This window comes from Moraxella sp. CTOTU46934 (assembly GCF_031979465.1).
Classification (GTDB): Bacteria; Pseudomonadota; Gammaproteobacteria; order Pseudomonadales; family Moraxellaceae; genus Faucicola; species Faucicola tetraodonis.
On sequence record NZ_DALZEG010000001.1, the window covers coordinates 221,785 to 246,200 of the forward strand.

At 42.8% G+C, this 24,416-nt stretch carries 22 protein-coding genes; 15 read left to right on the plus strand and 7 right to left on the minus strand.

Annotated elements, in window-relative coordinates:
- The first annotated feature begins 291 nt into the window (after nt 1-291).
- Both rsmA and RTN07_RS01010 read left to right on the plus strand, forming a co-directional pair.
- Nucleotides 292-1,176: a 16S rRNA (adenine(1518)-N(6)/adenine(1519)-N(6))-dimethyltransferase RsmA gene (gene rsmA, locus RTN07_RS01005; RefSeq protein ID WP_312174896.1), complete on the plus strand. Its 885-nt coding sequence runs from the start codon at nt 292-294 to the stop codon at nt 1,174-1,176.
- 48 nt (nt 1,177-1,224) lie between these two features.
- The gene (locus tag RTN07_RS01010; protein WP_312174898.1) at nt 1,225-2,055 is read left to right on the plus strand and encodes a symmetrical bis(5'-nucleosyl)-tetraphosphatase; all 831 of its coding nucleotides are present in this window, start codon (nt 1,225-1,227) and stop codon (nt 2,053-2,055) included.
- 27 nt (nt 2,056-2,082) lie between these two features.
- On the opposite strand, the gene RTN07_RS01015 is transcribed toward RTN07_RS01010, so the two are convergent.
- The 4 genes from RTN07_RS01015 to RTN07_RS01030 form a co-directional block, all read right to left on the minus strand.
- A complete protein-coding gene (locus tag RTN07_RS01015) occupies nt 2,083-2,604 on the minus strand; it encodes a thioesterase family protein (RefSeq protein WP_007116505.1) in 522 nt (173 codons plus the stop codon).
- Between the two features lie 132 nt (nt 2,605-2,736).
- Nucleotides 2,737-4,200, minus strand: a complete 1,464-nt coding sequence (locus RTN07_RS01020) for a transglycosylase SLT domain-containing protein (RefSeq protein WP_312174902.1) — start codon at nt 4,198-4,200, stop codon at nt 2,737-2,739.
- A gap of 635 nt (nt 4,201-4,835) precedes the next feature.
- Nucleotides 4,836-5,612: a Nif3-like dinuclear metal center hexameric protein gene (locus RTN07_RS01025; RefSeq protein WP_286172993.1), complete on the minus strand. Its 777-nt coding sequence runs from the start codon at nt 5,610-5,612 to the stop codon at nt 4,836-4,838.
- A gap of 148 nt (nt 5,613-5,760) precedes the next feature.
- A complete protein-coding gene (locus RTN07_RS01030; protein WP_312174904.1) occupies nt 5,761-8,148 on the minus strand; it encodes a site-specific recombinase in 2,388 nt (795 codons plus the stop codon).
- Nucleotides 8,149-8,448: 300 nt separating this feature from the next.
- Here RTN07_RS01030 and RTN07_RS01035 point away from each other — a divergent pair, with 300 nt between their 5' ends.
- From RTN07_RS01035 to RTN07_RS01075, 9 genes are all read left to right on the plus strand, one after another.
- Nucleotides 8,449-9,612, plus strand: a complete 1,164-nt coding sequence (locus RTN07_RS01035) for a DNA polymerase III subunit (protein ID WP_312174906.1) — start codon at nt 8,449-8,451, stop codon at nt 9,610-9,612.
- A 93-nt stretch (nt 9,613-9,705) separates the two neighbouring features.
- Nucleotides 9,706-10,053, plus strand: coding sequence for a PilZ domain-containing protein (locus tag RTN07_RS01040; RefSeq protein ID WP_065252396.1), 348 nt, complete (start codon nt 9,706-9,708; stop codon nt 10,051-10,053).
- A 297-nt stretch (nt 10,054-10,350) separates the two neighbouring features.
- Entirely contained in the window at nt 10,351-11,100 is a 750-nt protein-coding gene (gene cmk, locus RTN07_RS01045; protein ID WP_312174908.1) for a (d)CMP kinase, read from the plus strand.
- A gap of 137 nt (nt 11,101-11,237) precedes the next feature.
- Complete coding sequence (rpsA, locus tag RTN07_RS01050) at nt 11,238-12,908, plus strand: 30S ribosomal protein S1 (protein WP_186303382.1); 1,671 nt, start codon at nt 11,238-11,240, stop codon at nt 12,906-12,908.
- Nucleotides 12,909-13,177: 269 nt separating this feature from the next.
- Nucleotides 13,178-13,474: an integration host factor subunit beta gene (locus tag RTN07_RS01055; RefSeq protein ID WP_036603685.1), complete on the plus strand. Its 297-nt coding sequence runs from the start codon at nt 13,178-13,180 to the stop codon at nt 13,472-13,474.
- 162 nt (nt 13,475-13,636) lie between these two features.
- Entirely contained in the window at nt 13,637-13,996 is a 360-nt protein-coding gene (locus RTN07_RS01060) for a lipopolysaccharide assembly protein LapA domain-containing protein (RefSeq protein ID WP_036603687.1), read from the plus strand.
- A 77-nt stretch (nt 13,997-14,073) separates the two neighbouring features.
- Nucleotides 14,074-14,775, plus strand: a complete 702-nt coding sequence (gene pyrF, locus RTN07_RS01065; protein ID WP_040403692.1) for an orotidine-5'-phosphate decarboxylase — start codon at nt 14,074-14,076, stop codon at nt 14,773-14,775.
- Nucleotides 14,776-14,792: 17 nt separating this feature from the next.
- Nucleotides 14,793-15,584 (plus strand): metallophosphoesterase, encoded by a 792-nt coding sequence (locus RTN07_RS01070; RefSeq protein WP_312174909.1) that lies wholly within the window; start codon nt 14,793-14,795, stop codon nt 15,582-15,584.
- A 114-nt stretch (nt 15,585-15,698) separates the two neighbouring features.
- Nucleotides 15,699-16,448, plus strand: a complete 750-nt coding sequence (locus RTN07_RS01075) for a histidine phosphatase family protein (protein ID WP_007116361.1) — start codon at nt 15,699-15,701, stop codon at nt 16,446-16,448.
- A 92-nt stretch (nt 16,449-16,540) separates the two neighbouring features.
- On the opposite strand, the gene RTN07_RS01080 is transcribed toward RTN07_RS01075, so the two are convergent.
- The 3 genes from RTN07_RS01080 to RTN07_RS01090 form a co-directional block, all read right to left on the minus strand.
- Nucleotides 16,541-17,707, minus strand: coding sequence for an acyl-CoA desaturase (locus RTN07_RS01080; protein ID WP_076774433.1), 1,167 nt, complete (start codon nt 17,705-17,707; stop codon nt 16,541-16,543).
- A gap of 204 nt (nt 17,708-17,911) precedes the next feature.
- Nucleotides 17,912-19,555 (minus strand): sensor histidine kinase, encoded by a 1,644-nt coding sequence (locus RTN07_RS01085; protein ID WP_312174913.1) that lies wholly within the window; start codon nt 19,553-19,555, stop codon nt 17,912-17,914.
- 3 nt (nt 19,556-19,558) lie between these two features.
- On the minus strand, nt 19,559-20,194 hold the full coding sequence (locus tag RTN07_RS01090; RefSeq protein ID WP_040403691.1) for a response regulator: 636 nt from the start codon (nt 20,192-20,194) through the stop codon (nt 19,559-19,561).
- Nucleotides 20,195-20,519: 325 nt separating this feature from the next.
- Here RTN07_RS01090 and RTN07_RS01095 point away from each other — a divergent pair, with 325 nt between their 5' ends.
- The 4 genes from RTN07_RS01095 (at nt 20,520) to miaA (ending at nt 24,285) form a co-directional block, all read left to right on the plus strand.
- On the plus strand, nt 20,520-21,113 hold the full coding sequence (locus RTN07_RS01095) for a 6-pyruvoyl trahydropterin synthase family protein (RefSeq protein WP_007116356.1): 594 nt from the start codon (nt 20,520-20,522) through the stop codon (nt 21,111-21,113).
- 78 nt (nt 21,114-21,191) lie between these two features.
- Nucleotides 21,192-21,629: a tRNA (adenosine(37)-N6)-threonylcarbamoyltransferase complex ATPase subunit type 1 TsaE gene (gene tsaE / locus RTN07_RS01100; RefSeq protein WP_076774430.1), complete on the plus strand. Its 438-nt coding sequence runs from the start codon at nt 21,192-21,194 to the stop codon at nt 21,627-21,629.
- Nucleotides 21,622-23,193: a DNA mismatch repair endonuclease MutL gene (gene mutL, locus RTN07_RS01105; RefSeq protein ID WP_312174914.1), complete on the plus strand. Its 1,572-nt coding sequence runs from the start codon at nt 21,622-21,624 to the stop codon at nt 23,191-23,193. The genes tsaE and mutL overlap by 8 nt, the downstream gene beginning before the upstream one ends.
- 39 nt (nt 23,194-23,232) lie before the next feature.
- Nucleotides 23,233-24,285 (plus strand): tRNA (adenosine(37)-N6)-dimethylallyltransferase MiaA, encoded by a 1,053-nt coding sequence (gene miaA, locus RTN07_RS01110; RefSeq protein ID WP_312174916.1) that lies wholly within the window; start codon nt 23,233-23,235, stop codon nt 24,283-24,285.
- Nucleotides 24,286-24,416: the final 131 nt, after the last annotated feature.

The following is a 24,416-nucleotide window of genomic DNA, read 5'->3' on the forward strand; positions in this document are numbered from 1 at the left end:
ATCAGAATTCGACAGGCGATTGACCTATCAAAAAATAGACCCATTAAAAATTTGTAGCATGACATGAACTACAAAAATTCAAATTGAGCGATTGGGCAGATTGTTGTCATGCTGTTGCAAAGCTATTGCTATCCTATTGCCATAGTCTAGAGTTGTCATGAAATTGTCATAATGGAGCGTCAAGCTATGCTATAATGAGCAGTTTAATAGTGATTTGTGTCTGATGACGGTGAGGGTTATCGTATACTGCACAACATTGATAATTATTTCATTTTTATAGGAATGTTTTGAGTGACGGTCTCTGCTTTTTTATCCCATCAGCCTAGAAAACGTTTTGGGCAAAATTTCTTACATGATCAGGTGATTATTGGGAGAATTATTGACAGTATTCATGCAGATCGCGATGATTTGATGGTTGAAATTGGTCCAGGCATGGGCGCGATTACTGAGCCGCTACTCAAGGAAGTCAATCGCTTGACTGTTGTCGAGCTTGATACCGATTTGGCAGACAGCTTGCGCATTCGCATTGGCGCCAATAGCAATGAGGGCTTAACCATTGTCAAAGCCAATGCCATGGAAGTGAATTACCGTGCGCTATTCCAGCAAATCATTGGCGATAACCCTAATGCTACCACCGACAAGAAAATGCGCATTGTCGGTAACTTGCCATACAATATTTCTACGCCGTTATTGTTTCATTTATTAAGTTTTGCCGATGTCATTGAAGACATGCATTTTATGCTACAAAAGGAAGTGGTGGATCGCATCACCGCAGAGGTGGATAGCAGAGAATATGGTCGCTTATCCGTCATGATGCAGTATTATTGTGAAACCGATTATTTACTGACGGTGCCAAATGGGGCATTCAACCCCCCACCCAAAGTGACGAGTGCGGTATTTCGACTCAGACCTTATCAACAAAAACCGATTGTGGCTGACGATGAAAAGCTGTTTGCCCTTGTGGTGCGTGAGGCATTTAATCATCGCCGTAAGACACTGCGCGCGATTTTTAAAAAATCGCCGATTTTGCCTGCGGTCACAGAACACCAGCTTGTGGCGTGGGGACTTAATCCACTGGCGCGTCCAGAGACGTTATCAGTACAAGATTTTGTGACCTTGTCTAATGGCATCGCGGCTAATGGTATCGCGGCAAACGGCATGGCGGCAAATGGTTAATTTTTTTATAGCTGTTTAAAATTTTACTTTCAAGATGTATGAGGTGTTATGGGTTTTCGACATCAATTTGTCATTGGCGATATTCAAGGCTGTTATGCCGATTTGCAGGCACTGCTCAAGCAAATTGGGTTTGATGAACAGCAAGATAAATTATGGTTTGTTGGCGATATCGTGGCACGCGGTGAAGACTCGCTGAGCGCGCTGCGTCTGGTAAAACGTCTTTGCCAAGCTGGTGCTGCCGAAATGGTGTTGGGCAATCATGATATTAACTTAATCGCGGTATGGCGTGGTGTCATAAAGATTAAGAAAAAGGATAGAACCCAAGCGATTTTTGACGCCCCAGATTGTGATGAACTACTCAATTGGCTTCGTCGCCAGCCGCTGCTTGTCTATCCCAATGATAAAACCGTGATGGTGCATGCAGGCATTCCGCCAAACTGGAGTATTACCCAAGCAGCCATGCATGCGTCAGAATTGCAAACTCAGCTACAAAGTAGCTTATGGCAACTCGATAGACTGCTGCCACACCTGTATAGCGATACCGCTGTTCCTTGGTCAAATATGCTGACAGGCTACGCGCGTATGAGAGCGATTTGCAATTATTTTACCCGTATGCGCCTGTGTCAAATGGACGGCACGCTGGAGTTTAGCTTTAAATCCAGTCTGGATGATAAAATGCCAGAGGGGTTTCGTCCGTGGTTTGAATGGCAAGTGCCGCGCGAACGTAAAATCTTATTTGGTCACTGGGCAGCGCTAAAAGCCAAAGTGGATTTGGCAAATGCAAGAGCCACGGATGCCGGGTGTGTGTGGGGCGGCAATATGATGGCATACCGCCTAGAAGATGAGCAAGTTATCTGTCAAACTTGTAAAGCAAAATAACCCTTGTAAAGTAAAATGACCCTAAAGTTACCGAGCGAGCTGCAGCAGCTGCACAAACGCTTTGGGCAAACGGGTAGGGCGAACTTGGGTTTGCCCATTTTCATCTTTGCTAGTAGCCACGCATACAATACTTATCTCAGCTTTGCTTAACAGCTGCTGGTGGCTATCATAAATCCGCTGCTCAAGCTGTAATGACGCAGATTTGCAGTCTGCCGTTTCAATCACAACGGTGACTTCGCTATCAAGCAGAATTGGACGCAAATAGCGGATGTTGGCTTGACTCACTACGAATTGGATATCAGGTTTGCCACTATCGCTATGGTGAGTAACGTCTTGACTCACAGTCTCGGCTGAATGCGCTTGATAAAAATAACTGGTCATCCCCAATTCACGTAACCAATCGCGGCGACAACGCTCAAACAGCTTTAAATGATTGGCGTGATACACAATCCCGCCTGCATCGGTATCTTCCAAATAAATACGGTATTGGGTGGCATAAACAGGCTGAGTGCTTGATTGAGTGTGGGGCTGATTCTGGAGCTGGGTCACGTGCTATCCTTAGGTTAATAATATTAACAATAAATTCAGTAATTTTTAAAAACGACAAAGCGATAGCATAAAAAAAAGAATGGCGTTAAACCATTCTTTTTTGAAAATGTACAATTTTTATACCCACACTCATCAAGTTAATTGACGATGATTGACGTTGTCTAATTTTAACGCTTCCAAATAACTGCGGATATGGGTGACGTAATCTAAGCACTGCACGTAACGGCTATTGCTTTGGCTATTAACTTTCAAATACTGATACACGGCTGCCCAATTGTTGCCATCAATACCGCGCTTTTCCAAAATCTGCTGGATATCTTTAATCGCTTGTGGACCCATATTGTAAGCCGCTAGAGTAAACCATACCCGATCCGATGCTGGCACTTGGGCAAATTCATGTTGCAGCTGACTGAGATACTTAGCGCCGCCTTGGATGCTCTGCGTCGGGTCAGTCCGATTATCAACGCCCATCGCATTGGCAGTGGCATTGGTCAACATCATGATACCCCGCACACCCGTTGGCGAAGTGGCTTCTGCATCCAGATGCGATTCTTGGTAGCCCATTGCCACAAGCAGTTCCCAATCAAGTCGGTATTTGTTTGCTGTCTGCTTAAAAGATGGTTCATAAATGGGCAACACGCGTGTCATGGTATCGGCAAAATGTTGTTGATTAAACGGCTCTGCCAATGGTGTTTGACTATAAAACGCGGCTAAATGTTGATTACGGGTGAGCGATTGACCGCCACACAGGAAGTTTTTTACATCGTCGTTGAGTTTGACATCATTGGGGTTTAGCTGTATGGCAACATGCTCGTTGAGACCCTGCTGTGATAAATAATCTTTGTCACAGCTTAGACTCAGCGATGATAACGCAGTGGCGTTTTGGTAATCCGACCCATTGGTCAAAGCGATATCGGCTTTGCCTGTTTTGACAGCCGCCATCGCGTCGGCATCAGTGGCAAACACTTGTGTGCTTATGGTAACATCCAATCGCTTGGCATAATGGCGCATGACATCATACCCAAAGCCGTGCTCAAAGCCATCTTGAGCAAAATAGGTGGTATTACCATTGACGGTGGCAATACGCAGCTGCTTTTGAGATAGGATACTATCAAAAGTCGCCATTTTCGGTACCGCAACCATGCTAGTAGGTAAGGCAAGGGTATTAGCATTGGTATTAGCGACTTTGTCAGTAACGCCCATCTGGGTTGCAACATAAGCTAAGGGCAAACCAATCCCCATCACAGCTGCCAACTTTTTACTGACGCCCAACCATTTTAACGGCTTGATAAAGCGATCAATCAGCTGAGCGGACGGATTAGCCAGTTGCGCCAAATCTTGAACATGGCTAGGCACCGCTGGCACACGAGACTGGGCAATTTTTGGCGACATCTCCCCACCCAAACAGGGCTTGTGTTGAATCGGGAAGAATTGCAAGCGTTTAAATTGGGTCGCGTATTTACTAAAGCGTAATAAAGGGTGTTGAAACGGGTATAAAGTTAAAGGGCTTAAAAATGCTTTGACCGACGTCGAAATCGACGCAGGATAAGTCAAAGCCAAATCATCACAATACTCAAATGATGAGTTTAGCGGCATGTGTCACTCCACGGTGCACATACGTTAGATACGTTAAATTAATAAAAAACAACTATGCCAAATGAAAACATTTTATGAAACTAAGAACCGAATCGATAGTTAAACTAAGCACCAGTTAAACCTAGTACTAATCAGCCAAGCCACATAAGTACATGGCTTCTAACTATCTAACTCTATCCTAAATCTAGCCAAAAAAGCTTCCATCCAAAATAGGTCGTTATTAACTTAACGCTAAAAAAAGAGCCAAACAGGTTGGCTCCCCTTATACCTAGGACGGTGATAATTCCCTATCTATCGTAGAGAACTATCGAAATAAATAATAATCAAGTACAACCCGAAAAAGGGTTAAAATTTTTGTAAGTACTGGCAAATTAAAAATTGTTTAATAAGCCCAAGCACTTATAGACAGAATTTAACGTAGGGTAACGTATGGCACGCATAAAATAAATAAACAATAACAATATTTACTGCATGGCAATACAGTTAGTTATATGAAACAATGGGGGTATTGTAGTGAAATTAAAGTTACGCGTCATGTTTTTGAACGTAACGAAAGGCAAATTTATGATAAAAAGCGTAAAAAACCCGCTAAAATGCAACTAACGGGTAATAATTAGTCAATAAACTGCCCGTTTTTACACGGGATTATCGATATCGACAAAATCAACGGTCAAAGCAAGATTTTCTTTGACATAATCCCCCAATGCAAGCACACCACCTCGCTCAGTGGCATGATGTCCACAGGCAAAATACTCAATACCCAACTCACGGGCTATGTGAGTGGTTCGCTCTGATACTTCACCGGAGATATAGGCTTGACAACCCATTTGTGCCGCTTGCTCAATCATATCCTGTGCGCCACCCGTACACAGACCGATGCGCGAAATTGTTTGATTCCCCCCGGATAGATGTAAGGGCGGACGGCTTAAGGTAGTCGATAGTTTGTTGGTGAGAGCTGCAATCGACAACGGCGCTGCTAAATCCACGATATTACCAATAGGGTGTTTTTCGTCAGGGTACAACGGTGACAAATCACTCCAGCCTAGCGCTAGCGCTAATTGGGCGTTATTGCCCAATTGGGGATGGGCGTCTAACGGTAAATGATAAGCCAGTAAGGAAATGCCGTGTTGTATCAACAAACGAATACGCTTGCCTTTCATGCCAATTAAAGGCGCAGGTTCCCCTTTCCAAAAATAGCCATGATGCACCAAAATCGCTTGGGCATTGTGCGCAATCGCTTGTTCAATCAATGCCTCAGAGGCTGTGACACCGGTGAGGATGTGCTGTATCGGCTGCCCACCATCCACTTGCAGACCATTGGGACAATAATCTTGGAATTCATTAATTTTTAATAGCTCATTTAACCGATGCGCCAATTGAGTCGGACTCATTGATGTCGGGGGTTGGTTCATTGTATTTTTCAAACTTGTATCTTTCAAAATTCTGTCTTCCAAACTTGTATCTCTTAAAAAATGCATCATGTTTTTACAGTGGTGCGTATTTTTACAGTCGTTCTGTGTTTCTAACGTCTGCAGTGTTTAACATACAGTATTTAATCGGTTATTTGGGTAGCTTGCTTGCCGTGTCATTTGGGGTGATATTGTTGACCGCCTTTTGCACCACTTTTTCTTTAATTGCCTGTTTTTTCTCTGCAATTTCTTCATCAGTCAATTTTTCCGTATGACTGATATTGTCGATATGGGGCGTAGTAGCATGCGGATGTTCTTCTGGCTGCGATGTCAGGGTGGTTTTATGCCCTTTATTATTTTTACCATCGTTTGCAATCGGTTTATCATCATAGATAATATTACCATCGCTGTCGATGAGCGCATAGTTCATCGGCTGTTTACGCGGGATAAAAAAGTCAGAGGGTTGGGTCATCAAATGCGAGGCGACCAATTCAAATAAGAATTTCCACTCAAAGACTTTCACATCACGCGCGCGTAAGGCGGTCATTAACGCGAGTGAAAAACTAACCATCAAGTTAATCATACCGATGACCATCACCCCAAATAGACTGACCAAAATAATACCGATTTCTGGAAACTCGCCCGTGTTGGCATAAATGTTAAAAATCCCATGAATAAAGTTGGCAGATGCAAAGGCAATGTGGCGAATATCGAGCGGCAAGCCAAAAATATAACCGATGGTCGCCGTACTACCTAAAAAGCAGCCGAATAAAAAGTTACTCATAATCGCACCCAGATTGCGCTCGATAAAATCACTAAAACGCAATAACGTTACAGGTGTCATCATCTGTTTGAGGGTAGGCTGGTTGCGGATACGCTCGCCAATTTTGTTGTGTACCGCAAGATTATCGTAATAGCCTGCAATCAATCCTGAAATATACAGATACACCCCAGCAATCGCGGCATGAAAGATAGCAAGCGAGGTAAACGGGTTGAGATCATGCAGCAAGTGCTCTGCGCTAGCTTCCGATGTTAACGGACGACCCAGCCCATACAACCACAGGGACGAAATCAGTAGCGCAATGGGCATTGCAATTGAAATATTACCCATAATGGCAATAAACTGGGTGCGCATGATATCAACGACCAATTCTGTCAATTTGGTAAATCGTGCCGCTTTGCGTCCTTTTACCTCTGAGATGGTTGAAGCAATCGCGGCAGCCGTCATGGCAGGCTGTTTGGTCGCCACTGTGCCGCCAATGATATGAATCGCCACAAAGCCAAGACCGTAAATCATACTGTTTAAAAAAGCCACGCCAAACGGTGCCAGCGGTAAGGATTTCCCTAGGATTTTAAGGGTCGCCATACAGCCGATGAGTAGACCACCCAATGCTGCTTTTTTATACATACGGCGATAGCCCGCTTTATCGGTACTGATATAATGCTCGCCGACCTTACTGGCAGTCTCAGTCACACGGCGCGACAAGAGCGCGGTATTGATGCCAAATAAATATCTAAAACTACTGCGGTGGTATGAATCTTCATACAACGTGTTAATGAGCTCTATGACGGTTTTTTTCTTGATATGATCGTTGTCCGATAGCAGTGACACCAACAATTCAAGACGCTGCAGGCTCTGCTCAAGGCGCACCAACATATTGGTGGTACGCACAGTAATACCGGTTCGATGTATACGGCGACGGATGTTTTGCATCATAGTGCGCGCTTGGTCGGTCAACACTAAAATTTGACTGCTATCCACCTCAGGCTGGGGCATCGCTTGTTCATCCCCTGGCTGCATGCTGAGCTGGTATTGACTGACAAATTCAGCGACTTCGCGGTTCAGTGCAATGAAAGTATCTTGATTGTCAATCGGATTGGGAAACGCCTTTATTAAATCGGCATTGAGCCCGATGCCGTTGATACGCGCAGTTAAAATAGTAATGGCTTTGAGCACATTGGCTTCAAGCGCTTGCACCAATGCTTCTTTGCCTGGGGGTACTTTAAGAATAAGTATCAGTTCAATCCACCAGCGCTCATGGATTAAGCGCACCCAGTAGCGGGTTTTTGGAGTGGCAAAAAACGCATTAAATAACCCAATCAAATCGCGGTCATCGGGTACAGAGGGTAATAGCTTTTCACCGACCAAGTCAAAAAATTGCGAAGTAAAGCCAGCGTCTGACAAGATACCCAAATCCGTGTATAGCGACACCTGACGATAACGACTAATCAAGGTAAGCATAAACACACAAAACCCTTCTGCCCACACACGATTGCCGCGCAATAGTCGAACGAATAGTGCCATCTGTTCATTGGCGGTCGTAGCATCATTTGCGCGGTTACGCAAGGTATCTAGCAGTTGTTTAAATAGGGTAACTTGCGGAAAATCACGCAGCGCATTGATTTCGTTTAAAATAGTAGTTAAACGCGCTTCTAAGGTTGGCATCACCTTTAATTGGTCTGCCATATCCGCCGCATCATAATGATGTTGGGCATTGGGTAACGTATCTTGATTATTAGGTTGCGATAAATTCGTCAAACTAACCTCGAAGTAAACAGAAAATTGAATCGTTTTTTTAAATAAGGTGCATTAAAAATATAAGAAAAAATACGAAAATAGATATCTTAAGATGAAAATTTAATCGACTCATCAGAAAAAATCCATCATTTATTTGCAACAAAAATCTTATGGGCCAAGGTTTTAAAGACAGTAAGGGATAAAATAACCCGACGTGTTACCGCATTCATGTCTTCAAGAAAACAACCTGACCGATTATCCTAATTGATTATCTAGCTGCAGCGATTATACTATGGTTACTCTGTTGACTGATTTTTTTCTATGGCATCGACTATCACCTCTCAATCAAAAAGCCCCAAACAACCCAATGTCGAATCAACACCCAATGAAGTAACCCAATACTACTATCCAGATCCCGTGAGCCAACAGGTGATACAGCAGTGGCTGTTTATGGATTTATTGCCGTGGCAACAGCCAACTTGGCAGTATTTGACCACCCATTTAGACGCCTTGCCGCACGCAATGTTGTTTGCAGGCAATGCAGGGACGGGGAAACGCGCCTTTGTTTATCGGTTTGTCGCATGGGCTTTGTGTGAGAATCAACGGGACAATGAACAAGGTGTCACAACTGCCTGTGGGCAATGCCAAAGTTGCCAATGGCTGATCGCCAATACCCACCCCGATCTTTATCAAATTCCCACACCCACCGTGGCGCGTGACGCGTCGCCTAAACCTAAAGCAAACAACGCCCTAGTGGCGCAAGCTCCAACCCATCAATCAGGTTATAGCATCAAGATTGACGAAATTCGGGAATTGCAGCCTTTTGTCACGCAGTCTAGTGGCGGATTAAGAATCGTGGTTATTCACCAAGCGGATGCGATGACTCTAGCCGCCAGTAACGCGCTCCTTAAGACATTAGAAGAGCCTGCCGAAAATGTGTTGATACTGTTAATTAGCGATAGTCCTTCGCAGCTACTGCCAACGATTCGCTCGCGGCTACAGGCATTTTCAGTGAGCCATGTGACCCCCGCTCAATCAATGCAAGTGATGCAGCAATTAATGCCCAATACCGATGCCGTGACTTTACAACAAGTCAATGGATGGTCTGGTTATGCGCCTTTTTTGGCACTGCAAATGTTACACAGCGAATGGTATCAACACCGCCAGACTTGGATAAACAGCTTTCAAGCAGTTCGTAGCGGACAACGTACGCCTGTACAAGCCAGCAACTATTGGCAAAAAACGCTGACATTAACGGACTTTTTATACTTGTCGCAAGCCTTGTTAGTGCCATTGGGGCAATTTGCCGTCGGTATCTCAGCGTCATCCAATGATTTGGATTTTGGCAAGCTACAGCCAGCACCGACATTAAAGCAAATTAGCCAATTACAACAGGTCATCGATCAAATCTGGCAAGATAGACAGCAACATATCCAAGATAAGTTATGCTATGATAAAATTTTTAGCACCATGCTTGATTGCTAATTTACTCAATTATCTATATTACCCAATTATCTATATTATTTATCATTCACCATACGTTGGTAACCCCATGCGTTAGTAAAAGGAACAGTGATTATGGCAATGCCATCTCGTGGCGGTATCACCACCATTAACTATGATACGATCGAAAAATTGTATGCTAGCTATCTGCCTTTTATTGAAAACGGTGCGTTATTTATTCCTACAAACCAACAGCAACAACTAGGCAGTCAAACCTTTGTGGCAATTACTTTGCCAAATTCGAGTGAGAGAATGCCGCTACATGGTAAAGTGGTGTGGGTCAACCACCGCGCACAAGCACAGCGCCCCGCAGGCTATGCGTTACAGCTTGGCAAAGATGAAGCAGGTTTACGCATCAAAAATGAAGTCGACCGCCTGTTAGCGGGTCATATCAACTCAGATAAACCCACCTTTACGCTATAAATTTTGGAAATTCTGAAAGCTCTGGCAGTTTTAGTCGGTGATCGTTAAAAGCCAGCGATTGTTAAAGGTGAGCTTATGCTTAATCCTTTAAGTCGATAGCTTTTTTTCTTCTATCGCACAATGGTTAATCATTACTCTGCGTATCGGTGCATTTCTCATTTTTTGCCCGTTTTTTGTGCATTTTTTCATTGGCAAAAATAATACGCAATGTAGTCAATCCTTGTGTCAAATTACTTGTATAAAATAGCTTTCAGGCGTAAAATATACGACTATTTTTGCTTTGTTTATAAAAATGGCATGTCACAAACTTTAACGCAACCGTCTTTTGATCTAACCGCAAGCCTGCCCGTCATCACCATTGATGGCTCAAGTGGTGCAGGTAAAGGCACATTGACGGCAAGACTGGCAAAGCTGCTGGATTATCAAATTTTGGATTCAGGAGCGCTGTATCGGATTGTGGGTCTTGCAGCCCACCAAGCGGGTTTGTTAACGGACAACATTGATGAAGCTGCACTAGCTGATTTAACCCAATCGTTGAAAATTGAGTTTGCAGCCGCAAAAGCGGATTCTGAGCATGTGACAGTGCTCGTGAATGCCAACGATGTGAGCGAAGTGATTCGCACCGAAGAAGTGGGGAACTTTGCGTCAAAAGTCGCGGTATTCCCGAAGGTGCGTCAAGCGCTATTAGAGTTACAAAAAAATATGGCAACGTCGCAAGGCAACCCAAAAAAGGGTTTGATTGCAGACGGGCGTGATATGGGAACAGTGGTTTTTCCCGATGCGCCGCTGAAAGTTTATTTGATCGCATCCTCTGAGGCACGAGCCGCGCGCCGTGTCAGTCAGTTGACCAACGCTGGCAAACAGGCAGATTTTGACGAAATTTTGGCACAAATTATTGCGCGTGATGAGCGTGATAGTACACGCAGTGCCTCACCGGCTAAGGCTGCCGATGATGCGATAGTGATTGATAGCTCAGCCATCGATGCTGAGCAAGTGTTTAACCAAGTTTGGCAACTATGTGTTGAGCGCGGTTTGACAATTAACTAACTATTTTTTAACTAACAGTTTTTAAAAGTTTTATCGATTTTTTATAGGCACTAAAACCAGCCTTATGTTTATAAAAAATCTTAATTTGAACCGTACTGTGCTGGACAGGCTACGGCTATACAAAGGTAAATTTTATGATGGAATCATTTGCTGAACTGTTTGAAGCAAGCCAAGTACTTGACGTAGAACGCGGTGCAGTTATCGCAGGTACCGTAGTTGCGATTGATAGCGACTGGATTACCGTAGATACGGGTCTAAAATCAGAAGGTATCGTTGCGCGTTCAGAATTTTTGAATGAACAAGGCGAGCTTGAAGTAGCAGTTGGCGACCAAGTTCAAGTCGTTGTAGACGCGGTTGACAATGGTATGGGTCAAACCCTATTGTCACGTGAAAAAGCAAAACGTGCTGAAACTTGGAACGTACTTGAAAAACTTTACGAAAACAATGAGATCGTAACCGGTCTTATCTCTGGTAAAGTTAAAGGTGGTTTCACGGTTGATATCGGTTCAGTACGTGCGTTCTTACCAGGTTCATTGGTGGACACTCGCCCAGTACGCGACACTGCGCACTTAGAAGGCAAAGAGCTAGAATTTAAAGTCATCAAACTGGATCAAAAACGCAACAACGTCGTTGTTAGCCGCCGCGCTGTGATGGAATCTGAAAACTCAGCAGAGCGCGAAGCGCTACTATCTAACCTTGAAGAAGGTCAAGAAGTGGTCGGCGTGGTGAAAAACTTGACTGATTACGGTGCATTCGTAGACCTAGGTGGTATCGATGGTCTATTACACATCACCGATATGGCATGGCGCCGTATCAAGCACCCATCAGAAGTGGTTGAAGTGGGTCAAGAATTAAAAGTTAAAGTATTAAAATTTGACCGCGAACGTAACCGTGTCAGCTTAGGTCTAAAACAATTAGGCACTGACCCATGGCAAGACGTTCTTAACAACTATCCAAAAGGTACCAACGTTAAAGCACGCGTCACTAACCTGACTGACTATGGTTGTTTTGCTGAAATCGCTGATGGTATCGAAGGCTTGGTACACGTTTCTGAAATGGATCATACCAACAAAAACATCCATCCTTCAAAAGTGGTACAAATCGGTGACGAGATCATGGTTCAAATCCTTGATATCGATGAAGACCGTCGTCGTATCAGCCTAGGTATCAAACAAACCATGCCAAACCCATGGGAAGAGTTTGATAAGAACCACCAAAAAGGCGACAAAGTATCTGGTACTATCAAATCAATCACTGACTTCGGTATCTTTATCGGTCTAGAAGGTGGTATTGATGGTCTAGTTCACTTATCAGACCTTTCTTGGACTGAAAGTGGTGAAGAAGCGATTCGTAACTACAATAAAGGTGATACCGTTGAAGCGGTCATCTTGTCTGTAGACGCAGAAGCTAACCGTATCAGCTTAGGTATCAAACAACTTAACAGCGACCCATTCAACGAATACCTAGTATCAAATGATCGTGGTGCGGTAGTGAAAGGGGTAGTGACTGACGTTGATGCTAAAGGCGCTAAAGTAAAACTAGCTGATGATGTAGAAGGCTACTTACGTGCTTCAGAAATCCAACAAGACAAAGTAGATGATGCGACCACTGTACTGAATGTCGGTGATGAAGTTGAAGCGAAAATTGTCAGCGTGGATCGCAAAACTCGCGGTATCAACCTATCAGTTCGTGCAAAAGATGAAGCAGAGCAACGTGATGCTATCAAAGCATTAAGTTCAAATGCAGCAGCTGATACCCAACCAAAAACCATTGGTGACTTAATCAAAGAGCAACAACAAAACCAATAATCGGTTTTGTGAGCGATAAAAAAAGCGACTAACTTAGTCGCTTTTTTTATTTTTGCCTTTTGGTAGTAAAATAAAAGATTTAATCTAAAAAAAGACGACGAATTTAGTATGGTTTTGTTATAATATGCGAAGAAAAGTAATGAAATGTAATTTTTCATTATTAAAATTGTTGATAGATTGCTGGATGAAATTGAACTGTAACGAAGTTTTTAAAACAATCATTCTGTAATTTAGACTATGACAGTTACGTTTAGCGTGTTAGGGGTAGTATGGAAAAAGTGTTAAACAAATCTGACTTGATCACTAGATTATCAAGTGAATGTGAGAATATACCAGAAAAAACCATTGAGGATGCCACCAAGCAAATCATTGATTTGATGGTCGATACCTTATCTCAAAACGGACGTGTCGAAGTACGCGGTTTTGGTAGTTTTAGTTTGCATCATCGTGAGCCACGTGTGGCGCGCAACCCTAAAACAGGCGAGAAAGTTACCGTGAAAGCAACAGCGATACCCCATTTTAAACCTGGCAAAGCATTGCGAGAGGCAGTCAATCATCATCGTTAGTTGCGGTTTTTGAGTCATTTAACGTTGTTGAACTTACGCTATGGTTTAATATATGATTGATCAAAAAAGAGTGGACAAAAAATCCACTCTTTTTTTTGAATTATCTGTAATAATAGTGGCATTCAAAAATGTAGATTGATTAAAATAACCAAGGAGGAAACTATGCGTTACCTGTTAGCGATTTTGTTGTTCGTGGTCGTTGGTTATTCATTGATGCTGGTATTGGTGAATAACAACCAAGTCGAAGTAAATTTACTGTTTAGCCAAGTGCCACAAATGAGTTTGGGGTTACTGCTGATTATTAGCATTGTTTTAGGGGTCATCGCGGGACTATTGATGGGGTTGATTTTATTTCGTGTGTTACAGATGAAACTGGAAAATCAGCGCTTATCTAAAGAGTTAAAGCAAACCCAAGAAAAATTGATGCAAACACAGCATAATTATGAACAGCATTTAGCGCAAACCAGCAATGCAACGATTGCACCTACCGCAGCCAACCCTAATTTACCACCCGTACGATAAGCAATCCATACTATCGAATTGAAAAAACGAGTCAGTTTGTTATGAATCAAGTGGCAGTACCGCAAGCAACATCACTCATCGAATCAGCTATCAAGTCACCCATTATTGTGGCATTGGATAACATGGATGACCGTCAAGCACTAAGCTTGACGGATAAATTGGATCCTACATTGTGCCGGGTGAAAGTTGGCAAAGAGCTGTTTACCAAATATGGTAGTAGCTTAGTGACAGCCTTACATCAGCGTGATTTTGAAGTGTTTTTGGATTTAAAATTTCATGATATCCCCAACACCACCGCACAGGCAGTATTAGCGGCGGCTGATTTGGGGGTATGGATGGTGAATGTACATGCCAGTGCGGGGCGCACCGCCATGCAAACGGTGAAAGCGCGTTTATCGGCGCAACATTACCAAACCTTAGTGATTGCGGTGACGGTGCTGACCTCTATGTCACAGCAAGATTTGGCTGAGGTGGGCATCACCGACTCGGTAGAAAATCATGTCAAGCGACTAGCATTATTGACGCAGCAGTCTGGGCTTGATGGGGTGGTTTGCTCTGCACAAGAAGCCAATATGCTTAAACAGCTTTGCGGCAAGGATTTTCTGTTAGTCACGCCAGGTATTAGACTACCAGAAGACGCCAGTAATGACCAAACCCGCATTTGCACGCCCAAAGATGCTATAGCAAATGGGTCTGATTATTTGGTCATTGGGCGGTCAATCACGGCAGCAGCGGATCCCACCGCCAAACTGCACTATATCTTGGATACGTTAAAATAATCAATTTCGAGTTATGTATGCCAGTACGTTTTCAAGTGTTAAGTGATTTACATATTGATAGCTATGCAAGAAGGGATTTGCCCATTGGTAAAATCCCTTACACAAATGCCGATGCTATTTTAGTAGCGGGCGACACGTCCAATGGGCTTTTGGGCATCGAATGGCTCATCGGTGAATCAAAGCGACTTGAGAAACCAATTTTTGTGATTGTGGGCAATCATGAGTATTTTGGTCATAATATTCTTGAGTTAGATGCCCAAATAAAGGCATTGACGCAAGATACGCAAGTGCATTTTTTACAATGCGCGAGCTTTGAATTTATGGGTGTCAGAATTATTGGTACAACGCTTTGGACGGATTATCAATATCAACCACAAGATAATACGTTGGAGATTGCTCAGCAGTTTATGCGCGATTATCGCGAGATTTATTATGATAACCGACTGTTAACGCCCCAAGATACTGTATCTATTCATGAGCAGCAGAGGGCATGGTTGCAAAATGCCTTAAAACAAAACGAAAAAGATGCTATGCCCACTGTGGTCATGACACATCACAGCATCAGCCCATTATCTATCGCGCCAAAATATGCCAATTTTCCCAGTAATGCAGGATTTGTCGTTGATTTGAGCGAATGGTTGAAGAGCGATTTTGCGCCTGATATTTGGCTGCATGGACATACCCATGAAGCATTTGATTATCAGCAAGGTCATACACGTGTCATTGTCAATCCCAGAGCCTACCCCAATGAAATCAGTAGTACGGGGATAGTTTTTGACTGGCACAAAGTCATTGAAGTCATGGTATGATTGATGCGTTTTCACAGAAACATCCCATTTAATCGCTTAAATTTTTTGACCTCATCAGTTTGTAGTATCAATTTATGGTGCAAAGATAAAAAGATATAAGGAATGCGTATTTAAATGTCTAATTCAATCAACACCATGCCTGCTCATTTACCACCCAGTATGATTGACTCGGTCAAGCTACTGCCGAAAAATGAGCGATTAATACTATTTACCCGTCATTCATTACGCGAAATGTCAGATAAAAATGGCTTTGCCAGTTATGCATTACCACTGACACCAAAAGGCAGAGTGTTGGCGGAATCTTGGGGACGTTGGTTGGCTGCCAACTTAGATTACTCGATGGATGTAGATAGCATTAGTAGCCCGATACAACGTTGTATTGATACCGCGATTTTAATGCAAGCAGGGGCTGGCATCTCTAGAAATGTGTCGCACCAATCACTGTTGGTAGAGCCGGGTAGTTTGGTGGTTGACCATGAAGAAGTGAGTAAGGTATTCAAACAAATTGGTGCGCTCAATTTTATCAATCGTTTTTTGGCGGGCGACATGGCAGGGATTAAAGCGCCACATAAAGGCGGTTTGGATTTATTAGCGCTTTTATTTCAGCATCAGCCAAAACACGGGCATTTATTACTGGCGGTTAGTCATGATACGCTGTTATCAGCGTTTTTAGCAGTGATGATGGGCGTGGGTGAAATTAGCTGGGATGACTGGCCAAAAATGATGGAAGGGGTATTTTTGTGGTTTGATGATAAACCCTTTAGCGACGCAAAAGTACATTTTATTTGGCGCGGGCAGTGCTATGAACGCCGATTGATTGAATTGTTAGACCCATTTTCACCCTCTTATCCGTTAAAAGACTAATCGGTACCCAACAAAACCATAAAAATAATAAAGGTAGGACTTTATCCTACCTTTTTTGACACAGTCAACCTTTAAACATTTTCATGTTTTAATCAAACATGCTTACCTTTTAAATGATTAACCAAATTTTCAATTTGCTGCGCATGATTGCGAAGTTTATCCTCAATGCCACTAAACTGGTCTTTTAGCTTATCATCGACTTCATGAATACGCTGGGCAAACTCATTTTTTTTCATCTCAATGGCTTGCGTTTTTAACGCTTGCCATTCTGCAATCGTTTGTTTGAAGGCTTGTTGTTCACTGTTTAAACGATCTTTTATCACTTGAAAGTCGCTGGTTAAATTCCCTGAAAAAGTCGCAACTTTTTTCTCAGCACGTTTGAATGCCATTTCTGTTTGCGCATGCTGAATAGTAACGTCAGGGACACGTTTTAAATCCCAAGTCAAACCGATTTTTGACAAGCCATAAATAATCCATTTGCTAGGATCATATTGCCACCATTTTACCCCATTGCGATAGTCGTATTGGAAAAAGTGGTGATAGTTATGATAGCCTTCGCCCCAAGTGAAAATGGCCAGAATCGGATTATCACGCGCGGTGTTGGTATCAGTATAAGGACGGGTACCAAACATATGGCAAAGCGAGTTGATAAAGAAAGTAAAATGATGGCTTAACACCAAGCGTAGTAGCCCTGCAAGTACTAAGGTACCTGCAACATCACCCACCATCCAACCAAACAGCGCTGGCAACCCAATATTGGCCAATAAAATCCACAGGGCATAATATTTATCTTGCGCCACTAACACAGGATCAGCTTTTAAATCCGGGATATTTTTGTAGTCATAGTTGCCGCTTGGGTAGTTTTTGAGCATCCAACCAATATGTGAAAACCAAAAGCCACGCTTGGCAGAGTAGGGGTCTTGATAGATATCATCGACGTGGCGGTGGTGCAAACGGTGTCCCGCACACCAGTCAAATACCGAGCCCTGAACAGCTAAGGTGCCGCCAATCAGAAAGAACCATTTGACAATCGGATGCGCTTGGTAAGTACGATGTGACCATAAACGGTGATAACCGACAGTGATACTTAACCCATTCCAAGCCATAAAGAATGCGAAAATTGCCCAAACTTGCCAACTGACGCTATGTGTCCACAAGTAATAAGGTACAATCAATAAAGCCGCCAAAGGCGTGCTAATTAAGACAAACGCAGGGATCCAATTGATGGGCGCGTTTTCAAAAGATTGAGGTTGTGCCATAGAGATAAATGTCCTGAGGATGATCAAAATACGACATGTATTTTTTTAATCATTTGCGCTATATTGTACTGAAAAAATGGAAAAAAGTGAACACATATACACTCAAATTCCCGACAATTTTGCTAAATTAATATCGATAAACTTACTGTAATATGAATGCTTTAGCCAAAAAATTCAATTAAAAATTTTAGCTACAAAGATATTTTAGACGGACGGTAAAGTTTTGGTTTGACAAATCATCCGAAAGCAAGTTTGCCCCTCACTTCGAACATATTCTAGATTGGCATAATTGGCCTGGCAGAAGGCCTGCGACAAATAAAGCCCCAGACCCGTGCCCTGACTATCGGTGGTAAAAAACGGATTAAATAAATACTGAATATTTTCTTTGGCAACGCCGTGACCCGTGTCTATCACATCGATATGGATAGATTTGCCAAACTCATACACTTCAAGGGTGACAAAGCCGTGGGGCTCGGTTTTGCTACTAAAACGCAGCCCGTTATTGATGAGGTTGACCAAAATCTGTGCTAGCTGATGGTTATCAAACATAAAGCCTTTATCCGTACGGCAGTGCAGAAAAATATCATGGCCGCTAAAGTTTTCTTGTATAAAATCGTTTAGCCAAGTTTTGGGTTCAATATAAACAAAATTAGGGCGCTGCTGACGAGATAATTTAAGCACATCTTCGATGATTTTATTGACCCGAATGGTTTGGTGATAAATCATCTCATATAGCAGGATATTATCATCGGATAAGCCACTGTCAGCCTCATTAACTTCCTCCATTAATAATTGACTGGCTTGGCTAATGGTTGCCAGCGGGTTACGAATCTCATGGGCAATACTGGCGGATAATTGCCCCAGCGACGCAAGTTTTAACTGCTGCGCGCGGCTAAACTCGTGGCGTAAATCTTCAATAAAAATAATGGCATATTGCTGTCTTAATTGGGTGATACGAAGTCGCAAGTCATTAAAGCTTTGGTGATTGGGCTCAATGCCAACGGCCAAAGGTGTGCTAGCAGTCGCTGCGCCGAGCCGCACTATTAAAGTTTCTTCAGGCTCTTGGATGATGGGTGCAAGTCTTGCGGCTAATAAGGGGGAAATGTCTAGTAAATTAAAATTATCAAGGGCCTTGGGCAGATGTAGTTGTTCGAGTGCGGTATCATTGGCGATAAAAATTTCTAAATCGTGGGATAATACCACCACCCCTTGATCAATGATTTGCACAATTTTATTATTGATGGCATTTAGCGCATTGACTTCATTGACTTGGCGCTCAGAGAGCAGCTCAATTTGTTTAAGCCGTTTGGATAACGTATAACTTAAATAAGCAACCCCGATAAAGCTAATCGCCATCGAAGCCACGTTGTTAACCAGCGCGTAGTTCACATCGTTTTTTAGGGTCTGATAAAACTGTTGATAAATAACCAACGTGATGGCAAAAATAGTCAGCAAAATAGCTTGGTTGGAGCGCACCAACATAAAGGCCGCCGCAACTTGCACTAAAAACAGCAAAATCACTTGTAAATCATTACCACCGCTAAAATACAACATGGTAGTGAGTACCAGCGCATCGACAGTTAGCCCGACCATCAACAGCGGATTTTTGGGATAAAAATAATACAAAATAAATAAAGCAATACTAAACAAAAAATAGAAAAAAGTGGGAAAAAGATTAATCAATACCCAATAGTCATGCTGGGCATTTTTTAGTGCCAACATAAAACTAAAGGAAAAAAAGATAGCAATAATAATACGGTAACCATTGTAGACGTTACCGATTCTTTTGGTTTTATCTTGGGTGCTTGGCTTGTCAAATAGCGATGAAAACGCAGGATTGGTAATCATGGTTTAGGGTTGAACTAAACCATGACGCATAGCCAAATGGGTAAGTTTGACATCACTGTCGATATTAAGCTTTTCAAAAATACGATAGCGGTAGGTATTGACTGTTTTGACACTCACAAACAACTGATCGGCGATTTGCTGTGGACTTTTACAATTGACCACCATCATCGCTACCTGCATTTCTCGCTCACTTAGCGCATCAAATGGCGACTCTGAATTGTCAGTGAATAAAATATCAGCAAGCTGCTCGGCAACATCGGCGCTAAAATAACGCCCGCCTTGGTGGACTTTTTTGATGCCTTTAATCATCTCATCAAGCGGTGTCCCTTTGGTGATATAGCCACTCACCCCTGCTTTGATGAGCATGGATGGATAGGGCTGCTGAACCAAAGAGCTGACAGCCAAAATTTTGGTGTTTTTATCGGTTTGCAGCAAGCGCTTGGTGACTTCTAACCCGCCAATGGTAGGCATATTGACATCAAGTAACACCACATCGGGTTTTAATTGTTTGGTTTTGATAATCGCGGTTTCACCATCGGCAGCTTCACCAATCACATCAATGTCAGGGCTATCTGACAGCATCCGTACGATACCCATTCGGACTAAATCATGATCGTCAACGACCAATACTCTAATCATCATTTTTTATCTCCACCGCGCTTATCTTTGCTTATCTTTATGCCAACAAAGTTTTGTATCAACAACACTTTATATAAAAAAGAGTCAGCTAAAAAAACTCATTTTTTAACAATAACTGTCTATCCCCAAGTTTTTATATTAGCACAGTTAGCGATTTAAGACGTGAGTTACTGTCTTAAATGTGACGAGATTTTTTGTTCATGTTATGGGTAAATTTAGGTAGGCAAATTTGGGCACATGACGAAAATTCGCTTAACTTGCCCAATAGCTTTATAATAGTCAGCATTCAAACCTTTATTACTGCTAAAAAAATGCGAATCCCATTATGAGAATTAGAAAGCTGTTTAAATTTGAAAATGCCCATATCGTGCGCAATTGTAGCTCCGATCGCTGCAAGTACTCGATTCATGGGCATAGTTACCAAATCGAGCTGATTTTAGAAGCGCACCGCCTCGATCACGGTCAAATGGTGTACGATTTTGGGCTGTTAAAATCATCGATTAAAGACATCATTGATAGTTTTGATCATGCTATTTGTTTTTGGGATAAAGATGACCCCGACTATATTGACGCTTGCAAAAAATTTAGCGCGCGCTGGATTAGTTTGCCTGTTTCGCCCTCGGCAGAGCAGTTTAGCCGCGTGGTGTTTTTTTGGGCAAGAGAAATCTTAAAACAAACCCAAATGCAAAATGGCGAAACCGATGTCAAAGTGTATTCCGTCATCGCCCACGAAACAGCGACAGGCTATGCCCAATGCTTTGAAGACGATGTCGATAATGCCCAAATGGGCGCGTTGACGCTGGGTGATTTTGAATTTAGCGAGCAAGTAAAAGCCGAATGGCATGACCCAAACATGTATGACAAATTAAAAAAAGGCGAAAAATTTGTCAATCCGACAGTGGTGTTACAAGTTGACTAAGCTGTTGGTATCTGACGGGGTTGTTGTAACGATTTTTGATTTAGGACAAACATTGGGCAAGTTGGGAAATTAATCGACATGAATAAAACTATCCTCCTAAAATCCGAAACCGACACCCAAGCCTTAGCTAAAGAGCTTGCCGAAATGAATGTGACCGGTAGCGTTTGGCTGTCGGGTGATTTGGGTGCGGGCAAGACCACGCTTACCCGCTATTGGCTACAGGCAATGGGTCATACAGGCGCGGTAAAAAGTCCGACTTTTACCCTGGTTGAACCTTATCGTATTACGCAGGACGATGGTACAATTAAGCCGGTTTACCACGCCGATTTATACCGCCTAAATGATCCTGGAGAATTGGAATTTATCGGTTTTTATGAATATCAAGATGAGCCAAATAGTTTGGTGATTATTGAATGGGCGAGTCGTGCAGCAGGCTATTTGACGCCGCCCAATGCCACCCTTGATATCAAACGCCTGGATGACGAACAACGAGAAGTGACGATAAGTTTTGCCTGACAACCGTATTCATAAATTATCCCCACTGCTTATCAACCAAATCGCCGCTGGCGAGGTAGTCACGCGTCCTGCTTCTGTGGTCAAAGAACTGATTGAAAATGCTATCGATGCCAACGCTACTCATATTCGCATCGATATCGAACAAGGCGGGCTTGGGTTGATTCAAATTAGTGACAACGGCATGGGGATTCATCCTGATGACATGACGCTTGCAGTCACTCGCCATGCTACCAGTAAACTTGCTAATGTCAGCGAGTTGGTTGGTATTCATAGTTTAGGCTTTCGCGGCGAGGCACTAGCGAGCATTGCAGCGATATCGCATCTGACATTAACCAGTAGTCACAATGACAGCGGGATAGGGCAACAGCTGAGCGTGAGCGGTAGCGAGGTAAGCCAAGCTACTATTCGTCCTATCGTAAAACATCGCGGCACGTGTGTCAGCGTTCGCGATTTGTACTTCAATGTGCCAGGCAGACGCTCGCACCTAAAAAGTATCGCCACAGAATTTGCCCATATTGAACAAGTCGTGCAGCGATTAGCGATTAGTTTTGCCGATGTGCAGATTGAATTATATCATCAAGAAAAATTGCGTTTTAGCTTAACGCAGTCAGCCAAAGCCGCTCACCAAAATTTAGAGGGTGCTGCATTGCCTTTTTTGCCCGCGTTTAATTTGGCGCGGCTTGAACAAGCGTTAAATTTGCCATTGGCTAACATTGCACAGCCATTTTATTTATCGCTGCAAGGTTTACAAGCACAGACAGAGGATTTAAGTGCCCAAGTTACCGGCTGGTTTTTTATCGCCCATAAGAATAATCTGCCAAAACTGATTTATATCAATCATCGTTTGGTCAGTGATTTGGCGATTAGTCAAGCCATACAAAAAGTGGGTCGCAAGCTGGGTATTGGCATCGACAATTCGCTACAAATGGGCTATGCGTTGTCTTTTGAGCTGCCTGCCGAGTGGATAAATGTCAATATTCACCCAAGTAAACAACAAGTCAAAATCCAGCCATTGACCAATATATTAGCTTGGTTGTCTCAGCATATGCTAGAGCAATTGCAGCCTAAAATGACGGCGTTAAACACCCTGCAACGGCAAGCTTGCATGACAAAAACTGATAACAGTAACGTCGATAAATTTCAAAACTTGCCTGCGGGTAAAGCTACGCCCATTCACTATATAAAGCCTAATGATAAACCCACTAATCACATAACTCACGTTGCCGAAAATCAGTCGATTTATCAGGTGGCAAGAAAGGGTGCTGTTGATAGGTTAACGGATAGCGACGCGATACAGCTAGTAACCTTATTTGAAAACAAGCATGAATTTGAAAGACAGCATCAATGTGAAAACCAGCATCAAACTTTTGCTTTAATTTTTTGGCAAGGATATTTTTATCTGATTGATTTACAATATCATCATATAGACAGTGATGATAAAGCCTATGTTCAATCTTATTTGAATCAAGCTGATTTTACCCACATTGCCGATAATGCCATTCGAGTCAGTGAAGCTGACATGCTACAATGGCTGCTGTCGCAGTCGCATTTACCTAATCCCTAGTTACCTCCCTATTCACCTTAACAATCCCCAGAATAAGCTATGATAACAGCCGATAGACAAGACGTGATTTGCCTTATAGCACCTACTGCCAGCGGCAAGACAGCGTTGGCGTATGAACTCTACGAAACAGGCAAATATCGTCTTATTTCGGTAGATTCTGCCTTGATTTATCGGGATATGAATATCGGTACTGCCAAACCGACACGTGAAGAATTGGCACACTATCCACATGCCCTCGTTGACATCATCAGTCCTGAGCAAAGTTACAGCGTTGCGCAGTTTGTAAGCGATGTGGACTATCATATCAATCTTGCTCATCAGCAAAATAAAACACCTGTGCTGGTGGGTGGTACCATGATGTACTATATGGCACTGATTCAAGGTATCAATGATATCCCAGCAACCTTGCCTGAGATTCGCCAACAAGTCACCCAACTGATTGCCAAGCAGGGGATAGAACAGCTACATGCTTATTTAACCCGGGTAGATCCCATCCTTGCTAAGCAACTCAAAACCACAGACACCCAAAGAATTGGCAGAGCGGTGGAAATCTATCTACAAACAGGCAAGCCATTAAGCGCTTGGCAAAACCAGCCCGCTAGGGCGTTAGCCGACAATCCAAATCAGCGTTGGCAAGTTTTAGCCGTGATGCCAGATCGTGATTGGTTACACAAGCGCATCGCACTTCGGTTAGATATCATGTGGCAACAAGGCTTTTTGCAGGAAGTGATTGCCCTGCGACAACAGTATCACCTCACGGCTGATCTGCCATCCATGCGCTGCGTTGGCTACCGGCAAGCTTGGGATTTTTTAGAAAAAATACAAAATACAACATTGTTTACATATGATAATAATGAAGAAAATTTTCATGATGATGTGGCGCGTTTTTTACTAAACACGCACAGCTCCCCAATTCAAGATTATAGACAAACTATGCAAAATGAGGCATTATATGCTACAAGGCAGCTAGCAAAACGCCAATATACATGGATGCGTAAGCTAGTTAGCACACAACAATTGGTTGAGCGTTTTGATATCAGACCCTTGGCAACTATTGATCAAGCAAGAAATTTGCTAATAAAAACAAGTTAACAGCAGTGACATGCTTGGGTGATACTATTTGAGTGCTTATCTAATATGGTGATTCGACAATCCATATTAAGCTAATAAGGTATAATTAAAAATTCGTTTAAAAATATAATAATTTAACCAACTTTCTGTTT

Excerpts from the sequence above, each read along its gene's own strand:
- RTN07_RS01010 (WP_312174898.1), top strand. The coding sequence starts at position 1,225 with ATGGGTTTTCGACATCAATTTGTCATTGGCGATATTCAAGGCTGTTAT.
- RTN07_RS01020 (WP_312174902.1), bottom strand. The coding sequence starts at position 4,200 with ATGCCGCTAAACTCATCATTTGAGTATTGTGATGATTTGGCTTTGACT.
- RTN07_RS01025 (WP_286172993.1), bottom strand. The coding sequence starts at position 5,612 with ATGAACCAACCCCCGACATCAATGAGTCCGACTCAATTGGCGCATCGG.
- RTN07_RS01035 (WP_312174906.1), top strand. The coding sequence starts at position 8,449 with ATGGCATCGACTATCACCTCTCAATCAAAAAGCCCCAAACAACCCAAT.
- RTN07_RS01040 (WP_065252396.1), top strand. The coding sequence starts at position 9,706 with ATGGCAATGCCATCTCGTGGCGGTATCACCACCATTAACTATGATACG.
- cmk (WP_312174908.1), top strand. The coding sequence starts at position 10,351 with ATGTCACAAACTTTAACGCAACCGTCTTTTGATCTAACCGCAAGCCTG.
- rpsA (WP_186303382.1), top strand. The coding sequence starts at position 11,238 with ATGGAATCATTTGCTGAACTGTTTGAAGCAAGCCAAGTACTTGACGTA.
- RTN07_RS01055 (WP_036603685.1), top strand. The coding sequence starts at position 13,178 with ATGGAAAAAGTGTTAAACAAATCTGACTTGATCACTAGATTATCAAGT.
- RTN07_RS01060 (WP_036603687.1), top strand. The coding sequence starts at position 13,637 with ATGCGTTACCTGTTAGCGATTTTGTTGTTCGTGGTCGTTGGTTATTCA.
- RTN07_RS01070 (WP_312174909.1), top strand. The coding sequence starts at position 14,793 with ATGCCAGTACGTTTTCAAGTGTTAAGTGATTTACATATTGATAGCTAT.
- RTN07_RS01075 (WP_007116361.1), top strand. The coding sequence starts at position 15,699 with ATGTCTAATTCAATCAACACCATGCCTGCTCATTTACCACCCAGTATG.
- RTN07_RS01080 (WP_076774433.1), bottom strand. The coding sequence starts at position 17,707 with ATGGCACAACCTCAATCTTTTGAAAACGCGCCCATCAATTGGATCCCT.
- RTN07_RS01085 (WP_312174913.1), bottom strand. The coding sequence starts at position 19,555 with ATGATTACCAATCCTGCGTTTTCATCGCTATTTGACAAGCCAAGCACC.
- RTN07_RS01090 (WP_040403691.1), bottom strand. The coding sequence starts at position 20,194 with ATGATTAGAGTATTGGTCGTTGACGATCATGATTTAGTCCGAATGGGT.
- RTN07_RS01095 (WP_007116356.1), top strand. The coding sequence starts at position 20,520 with ATGAGAATTAGAAAGCTGTTTAAATTTGAAAATGCCCATATCGTGCGC.
- tsaE (WP_076774430.1), top strand. The coding sequence starts at position 21,192 with ATGAATAAAACTATCCTCCTAAAATCCGAAACCGACACCCAAGCCTTA.
- miaA (WP_312174916.1), top strand. The coding sequence starts at position 23,233 with ATGATAACAGCCGATAGACAAGACGTGATTTGCCTTATAGCACCTACT.